The sequence below is a fragment of the Shigella sp. SIG3 genome (genome assembly GCF_053555855.1).
Genome location: NZ_JBQZXE010000016.1, coordinates 1 through 15,068, shown reverse-complemented (window position 1 = coordinate 15,068; position 15,068 = coordinate 1). Strand labels below are relative to the sequence as shown.

Here is a 15,068-nt window from a genome sequence, read left to right as displayed (position 1 = left end):
TCACCCTAACCCTCTCCCCGGAGGGGCGAGGGGCCCGTCCGTGCGCTTTTTAGGCGTTGTCCTCAGTCTTATTCAACTTCAATACTTTTGACGATCAGCGAATCGCCGGTATCGACACGCAACCGCTCGCCGTGACAGAGCGGACACTGCGCATCGTGCTGATGAATCTCCACCACCTGGCTGCAATCCCAGCACCAGGCCTGGGCGGGTTTATAGACGATATGTAAATCGCACCCTTGCGCCACCGTTCCGTGGCAGACAATTTCAAAACTAAAACGGACGGCGCTCTCCTCAACGCAGGAGAGCGCGCCAATTTCCAGCCACACGGCGGTGACGCGCTTAACATCGTGCTGCTCCGCCTGCCGTTGGATAATTTCAACGGCGCTCTGGCAAAGCGACAACTCATGCATTTTCGCCCCTCCTGCGGCCAAACAGCAGGGCGCGACGCCCTGCGTGTGGTACATCCGGATTGGTGACTGGCAACGAAAGGATCATTCGTGCGCAGTCATCCGTCAGGCGTTGGCCTTCTTCAATCGACATGCTGTGCGAAAGCGGCGACATCAGCGAACAGGAGAGGTATTGCGAAACACCGTCCAGTTCGCCAACGGTAAAGGTCATGGTGCCATACGGCAGTTGCAGACCAATTTTTTCACTCACTTTGCGCAGCGGCCAGAGTTGATCCGGGCCGGGGAAGATAACTGCACTCAGCATCCACGGGGTGATCACACACCCCGTCCACTGACCTTCGAACAGCGTAAAATCAGAAACATACACCGGCATTGAAGGATGCAGAAAAGAGAGATCGTGCATCGAACGCCGGGCAATTTCTTCAAACGCTGCCTGTACTTGCGCCTTCGGGGAGGTCTGGAAACCTGCTATCTCTTCAGTCATGAATCGCCTCCCGTGGGATGGCTTCCACGCCTGATTCGCGCAGCGCAGCCAGAACCAGCTCAAGCGCAGGTTCAATCATTGCTTCAACCGTCGGCGTTAAGCCGATGTGTGGCTCCAGCGATTCCGGGATCACGCCGACCAGGGTCAGCTTTTTCGGAAACTCACCGGTGAAGCGCAGGGCCGACAATACGTCGGCCAGGCCAAGCTGATGCGGAGAGATTTTGTTGGTAAACAACGCCGGAACTTCTTCATCCCGCAGGATCATCATCGTTCCCGGCGTGTTCTTTTTCGACACAATGGCATCCGCAATAATCAGATGATCGCGATTTGCCATGTCGCTAAGCAGCTCCATTCCCGCCGTGCCGCCATCGAGGATCTCAACATAATCCGGCAGAATGTATCGTTGCTCTAACGCTTCGACAATCCGCACGCCGATGGCTTCATCGGTCAGCAAAATATTGCCGACCCCTAAGACTAAAATACGCATTACAGAACCTTCACTGAAACCACTTCGTTGCCGTCGGCATCCACTACGTGTACCGCACAGGCCATGCACGGGTCGAAGGAGTGAATGGTACGCACCACTTCCAGCGGTTTATTCGGATCGGCAACCGGTGTACCCACCAGCGACTGCTCGTAAGGACCGACGTCATCATTGAAGTTACGCGGACCAGAGTTCCAGGTTGATGGAACAACCGCCTGGTAGTTGCTGATGATACCGTCTTTAATAACCATCCAGTGAGAGAGCATACCGCGCGGCGCTTCGAGGAAGCCAACACCTTTGAACTCACCCGTTGCCGGAATGTTCGGCTTCACAAAGGTGGTGTGATCGCCTTTGCCGATATTGGTGATCAGTGCACTGTATTGGTTTTGCAGGATATCCTGCAATTCACAGCAGTGAACGGTACGACCAATAATACGGCCCAGCGTGGAGTGCAGCTGTGCCACTTCCAGCGTGTTGCCAGTCAGTTTCTGATAAATCGCAACGATTTCATTCAGTTTGTTCTGGGTAGATTCGCGACCTGCCGCCAGTTTCACCAGCATATTAGCCAGCGGACCCACTTCTACCGTTTTGCCGTAGAAAGTCGGTGATTTCACCCAGGAATATTTCCCGTCGTCAGACCAACCATCATAAGCCGGAATGGTGGTACCTTCCCACGGCGCCTGTGGCGCTTCGTCTTTATACCAGGAGTGCTTCGCGCTTTCCTGAATGCCTTTGATCAGGTATTCATCGGAATGAGAAGTGATCGGACGATACGAGGACAGATCCGCATTCTCAATGTAGCCGCCCGGGAACAGGAAGCTGCCGTTTTTGCTGTCGGTCGGGAATTCCGGCACGCTCAGGTAGTTCACCGCACCTTTACCGCGCGTCAGCCATTCCGGGTAGAACGCGGCGATAACCGCGGTATCAACCTTATAAACCTGCTCAACAAAGTCGCTCAGTTTGTCGATGAAAGACTTGATGTACATCAGGCGCTCAAGGTTCAACACGCCCAACCCGTCGAGGTTGATTGGGTTCGCGACACCACTCACTGCCAGGTTCTGAATGTGCGGCGTTTTACCGCCCAGCAGCGCCACGACGCGGTTAGCGTCACGCTGGCACTCCAGCGCCTGCAGGTAGTGCGCTACCGCAATCAGGTTCACTTCCGGCGGCAGTTTCATCGCCGGGTGACCCCAGTAGCCATTGGCGAAAATACCCAACTGACCGCTGGCAACCAGATCTTTGATCTTGTTCTGAACTTTAGTGAACTCTTCCGGACTGTTCAGATGCCAGGTCGAAACGCCTTTCAGCATTTCGGAGGCTTTGGTTGGGTCAGCTTGCAGTGCAGAAGTGATGTCCACCCAGTCCAGCGCCGAAAGCTGATAGAAATGAACGATATGGTCATGCGTGGTGTGCGCAGCCAGAATGATGTTACGGATGTATTGCGCGTTAACCGGAACGTCGATATTCAGCGCACTTTCTGCCGCACGAACGGAAGACAGCGCGTGAGTGGTAGTACATACGCCACAGATACGTTGCACAATCATCCATGCATCGCGCGGATCGCGGTTTTTCACGATCTCTTCCATGCCGCGCCACATGGTACCGGAAGCCCATGCTTTCGAAACGACGCCATTTTCGATTTCGCAATCGATGCGTAAATGCCCCTCAATACGGGTTACCGGATCAATAGTAATTCTCTGGCTCATGCTTTGCTCGCCTCATGACGATTATGATCGTTTTGTTTTAAAGGAGGAAGTATCGGCAGTAGACGAATGAGTACGATGTAAGCGCAAATCTCAATAGCCACAAAACCAATAGAAATCAACAGTTCTTCCCAGGTCGGGAAGTAGGCGTAACCGCCGCCCGGGTTGAATGCCACCAACGAATAGGTCAGACGCCAGGTTGCACAACCTAACAGTGCGCTCAGTGCTGACAGGAACAGCATGCGGGAATCATTACGCAGCTTCGCCACACGCAGAACGACCAGCGGGAAGAGCATCAGCAGGACTTCAATCCAGAACATCACGGAGTAGAAGTCACCGGCAAACGCTAACGACAGCTTGTCGCGATAGATAAGCTCGCCAAAGCGCAGCCCGATGAAAATCGCCAGCAACACACTGATGGTGTTGGTCAGCTTGACGAACAGGCTCTTTTCATCCGGACCGTTGCCACGCAGACCCGCCTGCACCAGTGAACCTTCAAAGATGACAATCGAGAAGCCCATGATGAACGCCGTCAGCAGCGAGAACAGCGGCAACATTTCATAGCTCTGCCAGAGCGGATGCACCTTGTAGCCCGCCGAGATCATCAGCGACCCCATTGAAGACTGGTGCATGGTCGGCAGCAGCGCACCGAGCGCGATGATGAAGAACATCACCTTGTTCAGACGTTGTAGCGACACCTTCCAGCCCAGACGTTCAAACAGTGCCGGAGCAAACTCCAGAGCCATCACGCCGATGTAGATGGTCATACAGACCGCCGTCTCGAACAGTACCGAGTTCACGTTGAAGTGACCCGGAATGTAGAAGTACGGCAGGTTCCAGTAGCGACCCACGTCGATAGTGATCGACAAGCCACCCAGTGAGTAACCAAACAGACTCGCCAACAGCGCCGGACGCACCAGCGGATGGTATTGCCCACGGTTAAAGACGTATACCGCCCACGCCAGCGCCCAGCCGCCACAGGCAAAGCCGGTGCCAATCAGCAGGTCAAACGCGATCCACACGCCCCACGGGAAGCCGCCGTTCAGGTCAGAGACAGAGCCCAGACCGAACACCAGACGCTTCACAATCAGGAGCATACAGATGACGATTAACGGTCCAAAAATCATGACCGGTTTACTGATGATTTTGCCACCCAGCGGTTGTGGATCATGACTCATGATCGTCTCCTCCGTCGTGATGGTCGTTTTTGGTGTTGCGACGAACCAGCACGGTTAAGCCCGCCAGCACAGCCAGTGGTAGCATCATGCCTTTATACAGGGTGTGTTGAATATTTTCGGAACGCGCACCGGTAGAAAGATCGTCCAGTTTCGGCAGGTCGAGATTTTCATAAGGCACACCCGTCAGTACCAGAACCTGAGTACCGCCGCCCTCTTTCTCGCCGTACAGATGCGGATAATATTTCGGCACCGTATGCAGGTAAGTGTCGCCAGATTTCAGCGTCTGACGCGGATAGTGGTATTCGCTGCCAGGCTTCAGCGCCAGACGTTTTTTCGCCTCCGCCATCAGCTCTTCACGCGTACCGAAAATCACCGCGCCCGCCGGGCACACTTCTACGCAGCCAGGCAGACCGCCTTTATCGAGACGTTCCACACCTTTCTGGTTGCACAGCTCGCACTTATGCAGCGCACCAAACGGGTTGTTGTAGTCGTACTTCGGCACGTTGTACGGACAGGCGACCATGCAGTAACGGCAACCGGTGCACACGTCTTTGTCGTAATGGACAATGCCGGTTTTCGGATCTTTTTTCAGTGCAGAGACCGGGCACACAGAGACACAGTTCGGATCGACGCAGTGCATACACTGTTTCTTAATGTACGCGTAGCCGTTCTCCTCCTGGTCTTTGTTGACCCCTGTGCCGCTGGTCCACACCTGAATGATGTTATTGGTATACGGCGACAGTTTGTCGTTGTTCGACCAGGTCTGTTCCCCTTGCGGGTTACGTTCAGGGAAGTTGATATCCTGACACTTGGTGACGCAAGCCTGGCAGCCTACGCACAAGGTCGAGTCGTACAACATCCCCAGCGATCCCGGAATTGGCGGGCGGTTTTCAGCAGCCGCATGACTGACAGACGGCAGCGCGCCCGTCAGCAATGCCCCGCAGGAGGCTGCTTTAATAAAATTACGTCTGTTCACGGTTATTCTCCCCGTGAGTCAGCGTTATCTTTCTTTTGCTGACGACCCAGTTCACGCACCGCCATCACGCTGACACCGGCAACCAGCCCAACCACACCGCCGAGCAAACCAATAGCGCCTGCAGAGACGTTGCCGCCCTCTTTAGCGTTAACATCCGGTTTCTGTGAACGCGGAGTCTGATTTTCGACGTTGGCAAGCTGATGGATGCCTTTATGGAAGCCGATACCTTTTTCGTTACAGCCATAGCACGGGTGACCAATCGCCACCGGCCACACACCGCCAACATCGCAGAATTGCAGCGTTGAGCAGTTGCCGTAAGTTTCTGGCCCTTTACAGCCGAGGTGGTACAGGCACCAGCCTTCGCGGTGGCCTTCATCACCGAACTCTTTGGCAAAACGACCAGCATCGAAGTGCGGGCGACGTTCGCAGTGTTCGTGAATCAGACGGCCATAGGCGAAGGTCGGACGGTTTTTGTCATCCAGTTTCGGCGGTTTGCCGTAAGTGATGATGTGCGCAACGGTCGCGAGGAAGTTGTGCGGGTTCGGCGGGCAGCCCGGAATATTGATAACGGTTTTGCCTGGCAGAACTTCTTGCAAGCTGACTGCGCCAGTTGGGTTAACTCCAGCTGCGGCAACACCGCCCCACGCGGAGCAGGAACCAATAGCGATAATGGCTGCTGCGCCTTCCGCCGCTTTGCGGATGTGATCCACAATCGGCTCACCGGCAACCATGCAATAAATACCGTTATCTTTTAATGGGATGGAACCATCCACCACTAACACATACTGCCCTTTGTACTTCTCGAGAGCGTTATGTTTGTTCTCTTCGACCTGATGACCGAAGGCGGCGGAAAGCACTTCGTGATATTCCAGAGAGATAGTCTCCAGCACGAGGTTTTCTACCGTTGGATGCGTTGCACGAAGCAGAGATTCCGTACAACCGGTGCACTCCTGCGCGCCAATCCAGATAACTGGCGGACGCTGCGGGTTAGTAACCGATTCGGCCATCTCTGCAGCGGCTTTGCTACTTAACCCCATGGTGGCGGCTAATGCTGCACAAAGCTTCATGAAATCACGACGGTTAATGCCGTGAGAATGGATGAGGGTGTTATCTCCAGTCATTTATAGTTATTCCGTTGCGAGGACCTGGCATATATTTTGCCTCAATCGCAAAATCAATAATGCGATCGATGCGCCATTTACCACACATTTATTATGGTTATCGATATCATGATACTGCGGCGGGGCGCTAAAACGAAGGGAAGAAGCATTAGTGTAATTAATTAAAGCAAGATAATACGTATGTTTGATCAATTTTCGAGGCGATAACCGGCCATAAAAAAGCGCAACGTAGAACAGGAATTATTCTCACGAAAGAAATCCATTACCATCTCTTTATCCAGTCCATAGCGGCGCGTCAGAATACCCGCTTCCCAGGCGCTAAGCTGGCGATCTCCGGTCTTTTCGTACATCCGGTGTGAGTAGCCTAATACAAAACCGCGTTTATAATCGGCACAGAATTTTGTCACATTAACCGCACTGTCGGCATGCGTTGCTTTTAATCCCGCCATTAAGCCTTTACCAAAATGGTTATTCATCGTTCACCCCATTCGTTATATATCGCCATATATAGCGATATTTTAGGCAAAGAACGACTTTTGCGCACGCTATTTTTTCATACTTGTTTAAGACGTAATCCCGTAAGAGATAAACCTATCAGGAGAGATATTTATCGAACCATTTCAGTGTCCTTTGCCAGGCAAGATCGGCGGCAGATTTGTCATAACGGGGCGTGGAATCATTATGGAATCCGTGATTAACCCCCGGATAGATATAAGCCTCATAAACCTTATTATTGTCTTTCAACGCCGCCTCGTAAGGAGGCCAGCCCTCGTTGATTCGGGTGTCCAGTTCCGCGAAGTGGAGTAGTAAAGGCGCTTCAATCTTCGCCACATCGGCAGTGGGTGCCTGACGACCATAAAACGGCACCGCGCAGGCCAGTTCCGGATACGCGACAGCCGCCGCGTTCGATACGCCACCGCCATAGCAAAATCCGGTAATACCCACTTTACCTGTCGCTTGCGGATAGCGTTGCATAAACTCAATTGCGGCAAAGAAATCATTCATCAGTTTGGTTGGATCAACCTGCTGTTGCAGCTCACGACCTTTATCATCATTTCCCGGATAACCTCCAACGGAACTTAATCCGTCAGGTGCCAGGGCGATATACCCCGCCTTCGCCACTCGCCGTGCCACATCTTCGATATACGGATTCAGTCCACGATTCTCATGCACCACCCCCACGGCTGGCGTTTTGCCGCTCATTTTTGCGGGTTTCACCAGATAACCCCGTACCTCGCCGTGACCATTTGGCGAAGGATACGTGATGTACTCAGCAACAATCTCCGGGTCGGTAAACTCTACCTGAGTCGCCAGCGCATAATTTGGCTTGAGCAAATCAAACAACGCTAATGCCGTCATCCCGCCCACCGCATACTTCGCCGCAAGGTTGAGGAACTCACGTTTCGAAATTTTCCCGTGAACGTAATAGTCGTAGTAATCCAACAACTCTTGTGGGAAATCTTTGGCGGTTAAACGCGGCATCGTTGCATTCCTCAACTGGTGTTTTTTTAAGCAAAGCATAAGCGCGTGTTTTTGCCCAGTTTTTCGTCACTCTGTGAGCCAGACTACGGGATACGCGCTGGCGAATCGCTAAACTAGAAACATTGTTTCGAAATTGAACGGTGGAAAGGAGAGGTCATGGTCTGGTTAGCGAATCCCGAACGTTACGGGCAGATGCAGTACCGCTATTGCGGAAAAAGTGGTTTACGCCTGCCCGCGTTATCGCTCGGTTTATGGCACAATTTCGGTCACGTTAACGCGCTGGAATCACAGCGTGCAATCCTGCGTAAAGCGTTTGATTTAGGCATTACGCACTTTGATTTAGCCAACAATTACGGGCCGCCTCCAGGAAGCGCAGAAGAGAACTTTGGTCGCCTGCTGCGCGAGGATTTTGCTGCTTATCGCGATGAACTGATTATCTCTACCAAGGCTGGCTACGATATGTGGCCCGGCCCGTACGGCTCTGGCGGTTCACGTAAATACCTGCTCGCCAGCCTCGACCAAAGCCTGAAGCGTATGGGGCTTGAGTATGTCGATATCTTTTACTCTCATCGCGTCGATGAAAATACGCCGATGGAAGAAACCGCCTCTGCGCTGGCTCATGCGGTACAAAGCGGTAAGGCGCTGTATGTCGGGATCTCCTCTTACTCGCCAGAGCGGACGCAAAAAATGGTCGAGTTGCTGCACGAGTGGAAAATTCCGCTTTTAATTCATCAACCTTCGTACAATTTACTGAACCGCTGGGTGGATAAAAGCGGCCTGCTGGATACCCTGCAAAATAACGGCGTGGGCTGTATTGCCTTTACTCCTCTGGCTCAGGGATTGCTGACCGGAAAATATCTCAACGGCATTCCGCAAGATTCACGGATGCATCGTGAAGGGAATAAAATTCGTGGTCTGACGCCGAAAATGCTTACCGAAGCCAACCTCAACAGCCTGCGCTTATTGAATGAAATGGCACAGCAGCGTGGACAATCAATGGCGCAAATGGCGTTAAGCTGGTTGCTGAAAGATGATCGCGTGACGTCGGTATTGATTGGTGCCAGCCGCGCGGAGCAACTAGAGGAGAACGTGCAGGCGCTGAATAATCTGACATTTAGCACCGAGGAGCTGGCGCAGATTGATCAGCATATCGCCGATGGCGAACTGAATCTGTGGCAGGCGTCGTCCGATAAATGACCTGTTAATAACGGGCGCGCGAACCGCGCCCGAATCAGATCAGTGATTATGACGAGTCAGTCGGTCAAGATAGCCCATCACAAATGCAGAAAGCACAAACGTCAGATGGATAATGACGTACCACATCAGTTTGTTATCCGGGACATTTTTCGCATCCATAAAGACGCGCAGTAAGTGAATGGAAGAAATTGCCACAATCGACGCTGCTACTTTGTTTTTCAGCGACGTTGCGTCCATTTTCCCCAGCCAGTTCAGCTTCTCTTTGTTCTCGGAGATATCCAGCTGTGAGACGAAATTCTCATAACCGGAAAACATCACCATCACCAGCAAACCGCCAACCAGCGTCATATCCACCAGCGACAGCAACACGAGGATCAAATCTGATTCCGCCATCGAGAAGATATTCGGCAGTACGTGAATAATCTCCTGGAAGAACTTCAGCGCCAGGGCAACTAACGCCAGCGAAAGGCCAAAGTACACGGGGGCAAGCAGCCAGCGAGAAGCATACATTGCATTTTCAAAAAAACGTTCCATACATTCCTGTCGTGTAGTTAAAACGGGCAACAGTATATCGCAATTGAGTAAACAGCACGCAACAGCAAATCAACATATACGTTAAACCTTTGTCGCATAATTCTGAGGTTTAGGGATCTTCCTGGTTCCCTTATCAACGCATCGAGAGCGTCTACCCTTAAAGGACGTTGAACCTGAAGGGAGAAAAACGATGTCTCATTTAAAATGACCCGACCACGCAGTATTACACTGGTGAATATCCCAAACAGAAACAACCGACGCCAGGCATCCAGGCGAAGATGACACCGATACCGGATTGCGGCGAGAAAACCTATGTTGGTAGCGCTCGCCTGAAAGATCGTAAAGCACTGGTGACAGGGGGCGATTCCGGAATAGGTCGCGCTGCCGCCATCGCTTACGCGCGAGAAGGGGCTGACGTGGCGATCAGTTATCTTCCCGTGGAAGAAGAAGACGCTCAGGATGTGAAAAAGATCATTGAAGAATGCGGACGCAAAGCCGTTCTGCTGCCAGGCGATTTAAGCGATGAGAAATTCGCCCGTTCGCTGGTTCACGAAGCGCACAAGGCGTTAGGCGGGCTGGATATTATGGCGCTGGTCGCCGGGAAACAGGTTGCCATTCCGGATATTGCAGACCTCACCAGCGAACAGTTTCAAAAGACCTTTGCCATTAACGTTTTCGCGCTGTTCTGGCTAACCCAGGAAGCGATCCCCCTGCTACCGAAAGGTGCAAGTATCATCACCACTTCGTCAATCCAGGCATACCAGCCAAGTCCGCATTTACTGGACTATGCGGCTACGAAGGCGGCGATTCTGAACTACAGCCGTGGCCTGGCAAAACAGGTCGCGGAGAAAGGTATTCGGGTGAATATTGTCGCGCCAGGCCCTATCTGGACGGCACTGCAAATTTCCGGCGGACAAACGCAGGATAAGATCCCGCAGTTTGGTCAGAAAACGCCGATGAAGCGTGCGGGGCAACCGGCGGAACTGGCCCCTGTATATGTTTATCTGGCAAGTCAGGAGTCGAGCTACGTCACCGCAGAAGTGCACGGCGTGTGCGGCGGCGAGCATTTAGGTTAAAAAAATGCCCGGTTGTGAAAAGCAACCGGGCATCATTGTGAATTCACTCTTACCTGATGTGGCGAAAACGCCTTATCCGCCTACAAACGCATGAAGATTCAACATGTTGCAATAGATTTTGTAGGCCTGATAAGCGTAGCGCATCAGGCATTGAGCACCTAATGCCGGATGCGTCGTGAACGCCTTATCCGGCCTACAAACGCACGAAGATTCAACATGTTGCAATAGATTTTGTAGGCCTGATGAGCGTAGCGTATCAGGCAATTCTACTTTACTTCGCTTTGGCGGTTTCTTCGCCGACCAGACCTATCTTCAGGTAACCCGCCTGATGCAGCGTATCCATTACCTTCATCAACGTCTCGTAATCGACGGTTTTGTCCGCTCGGAAGAAGATGGTGGTGTCTTTCTTGCCTTCGGTTAACGCATTCAACGCCGTAATCATTGTTTCATCGGTGACCGGATCGTTACCGATAAACATCGAGTTGTCTGCCTTCACCGACAGATAAACCGGTTTTTCCGGGCGCGGCTGCGGCGTGCTGGTAGAAGCAGGCAAGTTCACCTTCACATCTACCGTCGCTAACGGTGCCGCCACCATAAAGATAATCAGCAGAACCAACATCACGTCGATAAACGGCGTCACGTTGATATCATGCATTTCGCCGTTATCGTCGAGGTTTTCGTTAAGATGCATTGCCATCGGACATTATCCTGCGCGTAATTTTTGTGCGACACGAACCGGATGCGCAGCGGCGCTGGCTTCCAGATCCAGGTCACGGCTTTGCAGCAACAATACCTGCGCTGCAACATCACCCAGCATCGCTTTAAAGCCGCCAATCTGGCGTGCAAATACGTTATAGATAACGACCGCAGGAATCGCTGCCACGAGGCCGATTGCCGTTGCTAACAGAGCTTCTGCGATACCCGGCGCAACGACTGCCAGGTTAGTGGTCTGCGTTTGCGCGATACCAATAAAGCTGTTCATGATGCCCCAGACCGTACCAAACAGACCAACGAACGGAGAAATCGCGCCGATGGTTGCCAGATAGCCGTTACCGCGGCCCATTTGACGACCCACTGCGGCGACCCGACGCTCCAGACGGAAGCTGGTACGTTCTTTAATACCTTCGTTATCGTCGCTGCCTTCTGACAGTTCCAGCTCATTCTGCGCTTCATTGAGCAAATGCAGGCTTAAGCTTTTGCTACCAAAATCAGCGGCGATATCGTTGGCCTGGTTTAAGGAACGTGCTTCAGCCAGCAGTTGCTGCTCGCGCTTAAGGCGACGCTTCTGATTGAAGAACTCTACGCTCTTACTGAAGAAGATTGCCCAGGTGACTACGGAGGCCAAAATAAGCCCAATCATCACGCACTTAACGACAATATCGGCGTGCTGATACATACCCCAGACGGAAAGGTCCGTCTGCATTAAATTATTACCCACTGTGTATCTCCAGGACGCAAGTCACAAAATCTGCGCATAATAATATCAAAACGACGTCGAATTGATAGTCGTTCTCATTACTATTTGCATACTGCCGTACCTTTGCTTTCTTTTCCTTGCGTTTACGCAGTAAAAAAGTCACCAGCACGCCATTTGCGAAAATTTTCTGCTTTATGCCAATTCTTCAGGATGCGCCCGCGAATATTCATGCTAGTTTAGACATCCAGACGTATAAAAACAGGAATCCCGACATGGCGGACAAAAAGCTTGATACTCAACTGGTGAATGCAGGACGCAGCAAAAAATACACTCTTGGCGCGGTAAATAGCGTGATTCAGCGCGCTTCTTCGCTGGTATTTGAGAGTATGGAAGCCAAAAAGCACGCGACGCGCAATCGCGCCAATGGCGAGTTGTTCTATGGACGGCGCGGAACGTTAACCCATTTTTCCTTACAACAAGCGATGTGTGAACTGGAAGGTGGCGCAGGCTGCGCGCTATTTCCCTGCGGGGCGGCAGCGGTTGCTAATTCGATTCTTGCTTTTGTCGAACAGGGCGATCATGTGTTGATGACCAACACCGCCTATGAACCGAGTCAGGATTTCTGTAGCAAAATCCTCAGCAAACTGGGCGTAACGACATCGTGGTTTGATCCGCTGATTGGTGCCGATATCGTTAAGCATCTGCAGCCAAACACTAAAATCGTGTTTCTGGAATCGCCGGGTTCCATCACTATGGAAGTCCACGACGTTCCGGCGATTGTTGCCGCCGTGCGCAGTGTGGTGCCGGATGCCATCATTATGATCGACAACACCTGGGCAGCCGGTGTGCTGTTTAAGGCGCTGGATTTTGGCATCGATGTTTCTATTCAGGCCGCCACCAAATATCTGGTTGGGCATTCAGATGCGATGATTGGCACTGCCGTGTGCAATGCCCGTTGCTGGGAGCAGCTACGGGAAAATGCCTATCTGATGGGCCAGATGGTCGATGCCGATACCGCCTATATAACCAGCCGTGGCCTGCGCACATTAGGTGTGCGTTTGCGTCAACATCATGAAAGCAGTCTGAAAGTGGCCGAATGGCTGGCAGAACATCCGCAAGTTGCGCGAGTTAACCACCCTGCCCTGCCTGGCAGTAAAGGACACGAATTCTGGAAACGAGACTTTACAGGCAGCAGCGGGCTATTTTCCTTTGTGCTTAAGAAAAAACTCAATGATGAAGAGCTGGCGAACTATCTGGATAACTTCAGTTTATTCAGCATGGCCTACTCGTGGGGCGGGTATGAATCGTTGATCCTGGCAAATCAACCAGAACATATCGCCGCCATTCGCCCACAAGGCGAGATCGATTTTAGCGGGACCTTGATTCGCCTGCATATTGGTCTGGAAGATGTCGACGATCTGATTGCCGATCTGGACGCCGGTTTTGCACGGATTGTATAACATTGCCACTTTTGGACAATTTTGCAGACATTTTATTGTGAAAAGTCTTAAATTGTTGCGTCCGGGATCAAGGCGTCCCGGACGATTCAGGAGTACAATAGGCAGATAAAAGCTTAAACGCTGTTCCACAGGAAAGTCCATGGCTGTTATTCAAGATATCATCGCTGCGCTCTGGCAACACGACTTTGCCGCGCTGGCGGATCCTCATATTGTTAGCGTTGTTTACTTTGTCATGTTTGCCACGCTGTTTTTAGAAAACGGCCTGCTGCCCGCCTCATTTTTGCCAGGCGACAGCTTGTTGATACTGGCAGGCGCATTGATTGCCCAAGGGGTTATGGATTTTCTGCCTACGATTGCGATTCTGACCGCCGCAGCAAGTCTGGGCTGCTGGCTAAGTTATATTCAGGGGCGCTGGTTAGGGAATACCAAAACGGTGAAAGGCTGGCTGGCACAGCTTCCTGCTAAATATCACCAGCGCGCCACCTGCATGTTTGACCGCCACGGTCTGCTGGCGCTGCTGGCTGGACGTTTTCTTGCATTTGTCCGTACGCTGCTGCCAACCATGGCGGGAATTTCCGGTCTGCCAAACCGCCGCTTCCAGTTTTTCAACTGGTTAAGTGGATTGCTGTGGGTCAGCGTGGTAACCAGTTTTGGCTATGCCTTAAGTATGATTCCGTTCGTTAAACGCCATGAAGATCAGGTAATGACGTTCCTGATGATCCTGCCAATTGCCTTGTTAACCGCTGGCTTGTTAGGCACGCTGTTTGTGGTGATTAAAAAAAAATACTGTAACGCCTGACGATTTTCCCCGTTCCCGGCTGCTGTACCGGGAACGTATTTAATTCCCCTGCATCGCCCGCATTCTTGCCGCATCTTCCCCCGGCGTCACACCGAAGTAACGTTTAAACTCACGGCTAAATTGCGATGCGCTTTCATAGCCGACGCGCATCGCTGCTGCGCTGGCCTTCATGCCGTCATGGATGATCATCATCCGCGCCTTATGCAGACGGTAATTCTTCAAATACTGCAACGGCGAGGTGCTGGTGACAGACTTAAAATTATGGTGGAACGCCGATACGCTCATGTTGGCTTCTGCCGCCAGTTGCTCGACGCTCAGGTTTTCGGTGTATTTATTCTCAATTCGTTTCAGCACGCGGCTAATCAGACTGAAGTGAGTCTGGCGACTGACCAGCGCCAGTAACGCGCCGCCGCAAGGTCCGGTCAGCACGTAGTACAGAATTTCGCGGATGATCTGTTTGCCGAGAATACGCGCATCCAGTGGTCGCTCCATCACGTCGAGTAACCGCTCCGCCGCGAATAAAATCTCTTCTGATAACGTGGCGGAGTTAATCCCGCTGGCTGCCATCGACGGCTGGAAATGCTCATCTTCGCCAATGTCCATCAACAGTTCCTGTAACTGCAAAATATCGACATTGAGACGCAACCCTGCCAGCGGCACCTCTGACGTGGCATAGGTTTCGCACTCAAACGGCAACGGCACCGTCAGCAGCAGGTATTCATTGGCATCATAACGAAACACGCGTTCATT

Annotated in this window: 16 protein-coding genes and 1 pseudogene; 4 read left to right on the top strand and 13 right to left on the bottom strand. The window is 52.1% G+C overall.

What is annotated here, in order from left to right; genetic code table 11:
• Positions 1-68: 68 nt before the first annotated feature.
• From hypA to yghX, 9 genes are all read right to left on the bottom strand, one after another.
• Entirely contained in the window at positions 69-410 is a 342-nt protein-coding gene (gene hypA, locus ACUU1I_RS05510; RefSeq protein ID WP_000544953.1) for a hydrogenase maturation nickel metallochaperone HypA, read from the bottom strand.
• The gene (gene hybE, locus ACUU1I_RS05505) at positions 403-891 is read right to left on the bottom strand and encodes a hydrogenase-2 assembly chaperone (RefSeq protein WP_000134012.1); all 489 of its coding nucleotides are present in this window, start codon (positions 889-891) and stop codon (positions 403-405) included. Before hybE ends, hypA begins: the two co-directional genes overlap by 8 nt.
• On the bottom strand, positions 884-1,378 hold the full coding sequence (locus tag ACUU1I_RS05500) for a HyaD/HybD family hydrogenase maturation endopeptidase (protein WP_001221958.1): 495 nt from the start codon (positions 1,376-1,378) through the stop codon (positions 884-886). Before ACUU1I_RS05500 ends, hybE begins: the two co-directional genes overlap by 8 nt.
• Positions 1,378-3,081: a hydrogenase 2 large subunit gene (gene hybC, locus ACUU1I_RS05495; RefSeq protein WP_000083076.1), complete on the bottom strand. Its 1,704-nt coding sequence runs from the start codon at positions 3,079-3,081 to the stop codon at positions 1,378-1,380. The genes ACUU1I_RS05500 and hybC overlap by 1 nt, the downstream gene beginning before the upstream one ends.
• Positions 3,078-4,256, bottom strand: a complete 1,179-nt coding sequence (gene hybB, locus ACUU1I_RS05490) for a Ni/Fe-hydrogenase cytochrome b subunit (RefSeq protein ID WP_000017699.1) — start codon at positions 4,254-4,256, stop codon at positions 3,078-3,080. The genes hybC and hybB overlap by 4 nt, the downstream gene beginning before the upstream one ends.
• A complete protein-coding gene (gene hybA / locus ACUU1I_RS05485) occupies positions 4,246-5,232 on the bottom strand; it encodes a hydrogenase 2 operon protein HybA (RefSeq protein WP_001081870.1) in 987 nt (328 codons plus the stop codon). The genes hybB and hybA overlap by 11 nt, the downstream gene beginning before the upstream one ends.
• A 2-nt stretch (positions 5,233-5,234) precedes the next feature.
• Positions 5,235-6,353, bottom strand: coding sequence for a hydrogenase 2 small subunit (gene hybO / locus ACUU1I_RS05480; protein ID WP_000145413.1), 1,119 nt, complete (start codon positions 6,351-6,353; stop codon positions 5,235-5,237).
• Positions 6,354-6,541: 188 nt separating this feature from the next.
• Positions 6,542-6,829: a DUF2623 family protein YghW gene (yghW, locus tag ACUU1I_RS05475; RefSeq protein ID WP_001059136.1), complete on the bottom strand. Its 288-nt coding sequence runs from the start codon at positions 6,827-6,829 to the stop codon at positions 6,542-6,544.
• Between the two features lie 118 nt (positions 6,830-6,947).
• A complete protein-coding gene (gene yghX / locus ACUU1I_RS05470) occupies positions 6,948-7,835 on the bottom strand; it encodes a YghX family hydrolase (protein ID WP_005051897.1) in 888 nt (295 codons plus the stop codon).
• Positions 7,836-7,991: 156 nt separating this feature from the next.
• Here yghX and gpr point away from each other — a divergent pair, with 156 nt between their 5' ends.
• Entirely contained in the window at positions 7,992-9,032 is a 1,041-nt protein-coding gene (gene gpr, locus ACUU1I_RS05465; protein ID WP_000262148.1) for an L-glyceraldehyde 3-phosphate reductase, read from the top strand.
• 39 nt (positions 9,033-9,071) lie between these two features.
• On the opposite strand, the gene ACUU1I_RS05460 is transcribed toward gpr, so the two are convergent.
• Positions 9,072-9,566, bottom strand: coding sequence for a TIGR00645 family protein (locus tag ACUU1I_RS05460; RefSeq protein ID WP_005070900.1), 495 nt, complete (start codon positions 9,564-9,566; stop codon positions 9,072-9,074).
• A 190-nt stretch (positions 9,567-9,756) separates the two neighbouring features.
• On the opposite strand from ACUU1I_RS05460, the pseudogene yghA reads away from it, so the two are divergent.
• A pseudogene (gene yghA / locus ACUU1I_RS05455) lies at positions 9,757-10,642 on the top strand (NADP(+)-dependent aldehyde reductase).
• A gap of 271 nt (positions 10,643-10,913) precedes the next feature.
• On the opposite strand, the gene exbD reads toward yghA, so the two are convergent.
• Both exbD and exbB read right to left on the bottom strand, forming a co-directional pair.
• On the bottom strand, positions 10,914-11,339 hold the full coding sequence (gene exbD, locus ACUU1I_RS05450) for a TonB system transport protein ExbD (RefSeq protein ID WP_001240712.1): 426 nt from the start codon (positions 11,337-11,339) through the stop codon (positions 10,914-10,916).
• Positions 11,340-11,345: 6 nt separating this feature from the next.
• Positions 11,346-12,080, bottom strand: coding sequence for a tol-pal system-associated acyl-CoA thioesterase (exbB, locus tag ACUU1I_RS05445; RefSeq protein ID WP_000527844.1), 735 nt, complete (start codon positions 12,078-12,080; stop codon positions 11,346-11,348).
• Positions 12,081-12,331: 251 nt separating this feature from the next.
• Here exbB and metC point away from each other — a divergent pair, with 251 nt between their 5' ends.
• Together metC and yghB are read left to right on the top strand one after the other, a co-directional pair.
• Complete coding sequence (metC, locus tag ACUU1I_RS05440) at positions 12,332-13,519, top strand: cystathionine beta-lyase (protein ID WP_001302355.1); 1,188 nt, start codon at positions 12,332-12,334, stop codon at positions 13,517-13,519.
• 139 nt (positions 13,520-13,658) lie between these two features.
• Entirely contained in the window at positions 13,659-14,318 is a 660-nt protein-coding gene (yghB, locus tag ACUU1I_RS05435; RefSeq protein WP_000268419.1) for a DedA family general envelope maintenance protein YghB, read from the top strand.
• Between the two features lie 39 nt (positions 14,319-14,357).
• Here the strand turns inward: yghB and yqhC are convergent.
• A partial coding sequence (gene yqhC / locus ACUU1I_RS05430; protein ID WP_449144813.1) for a DNA-binding transcriptional regulator YqhC occupies positions 14,358-15,068 on the bottom strand: 711 nt, incomplete at its 5' end.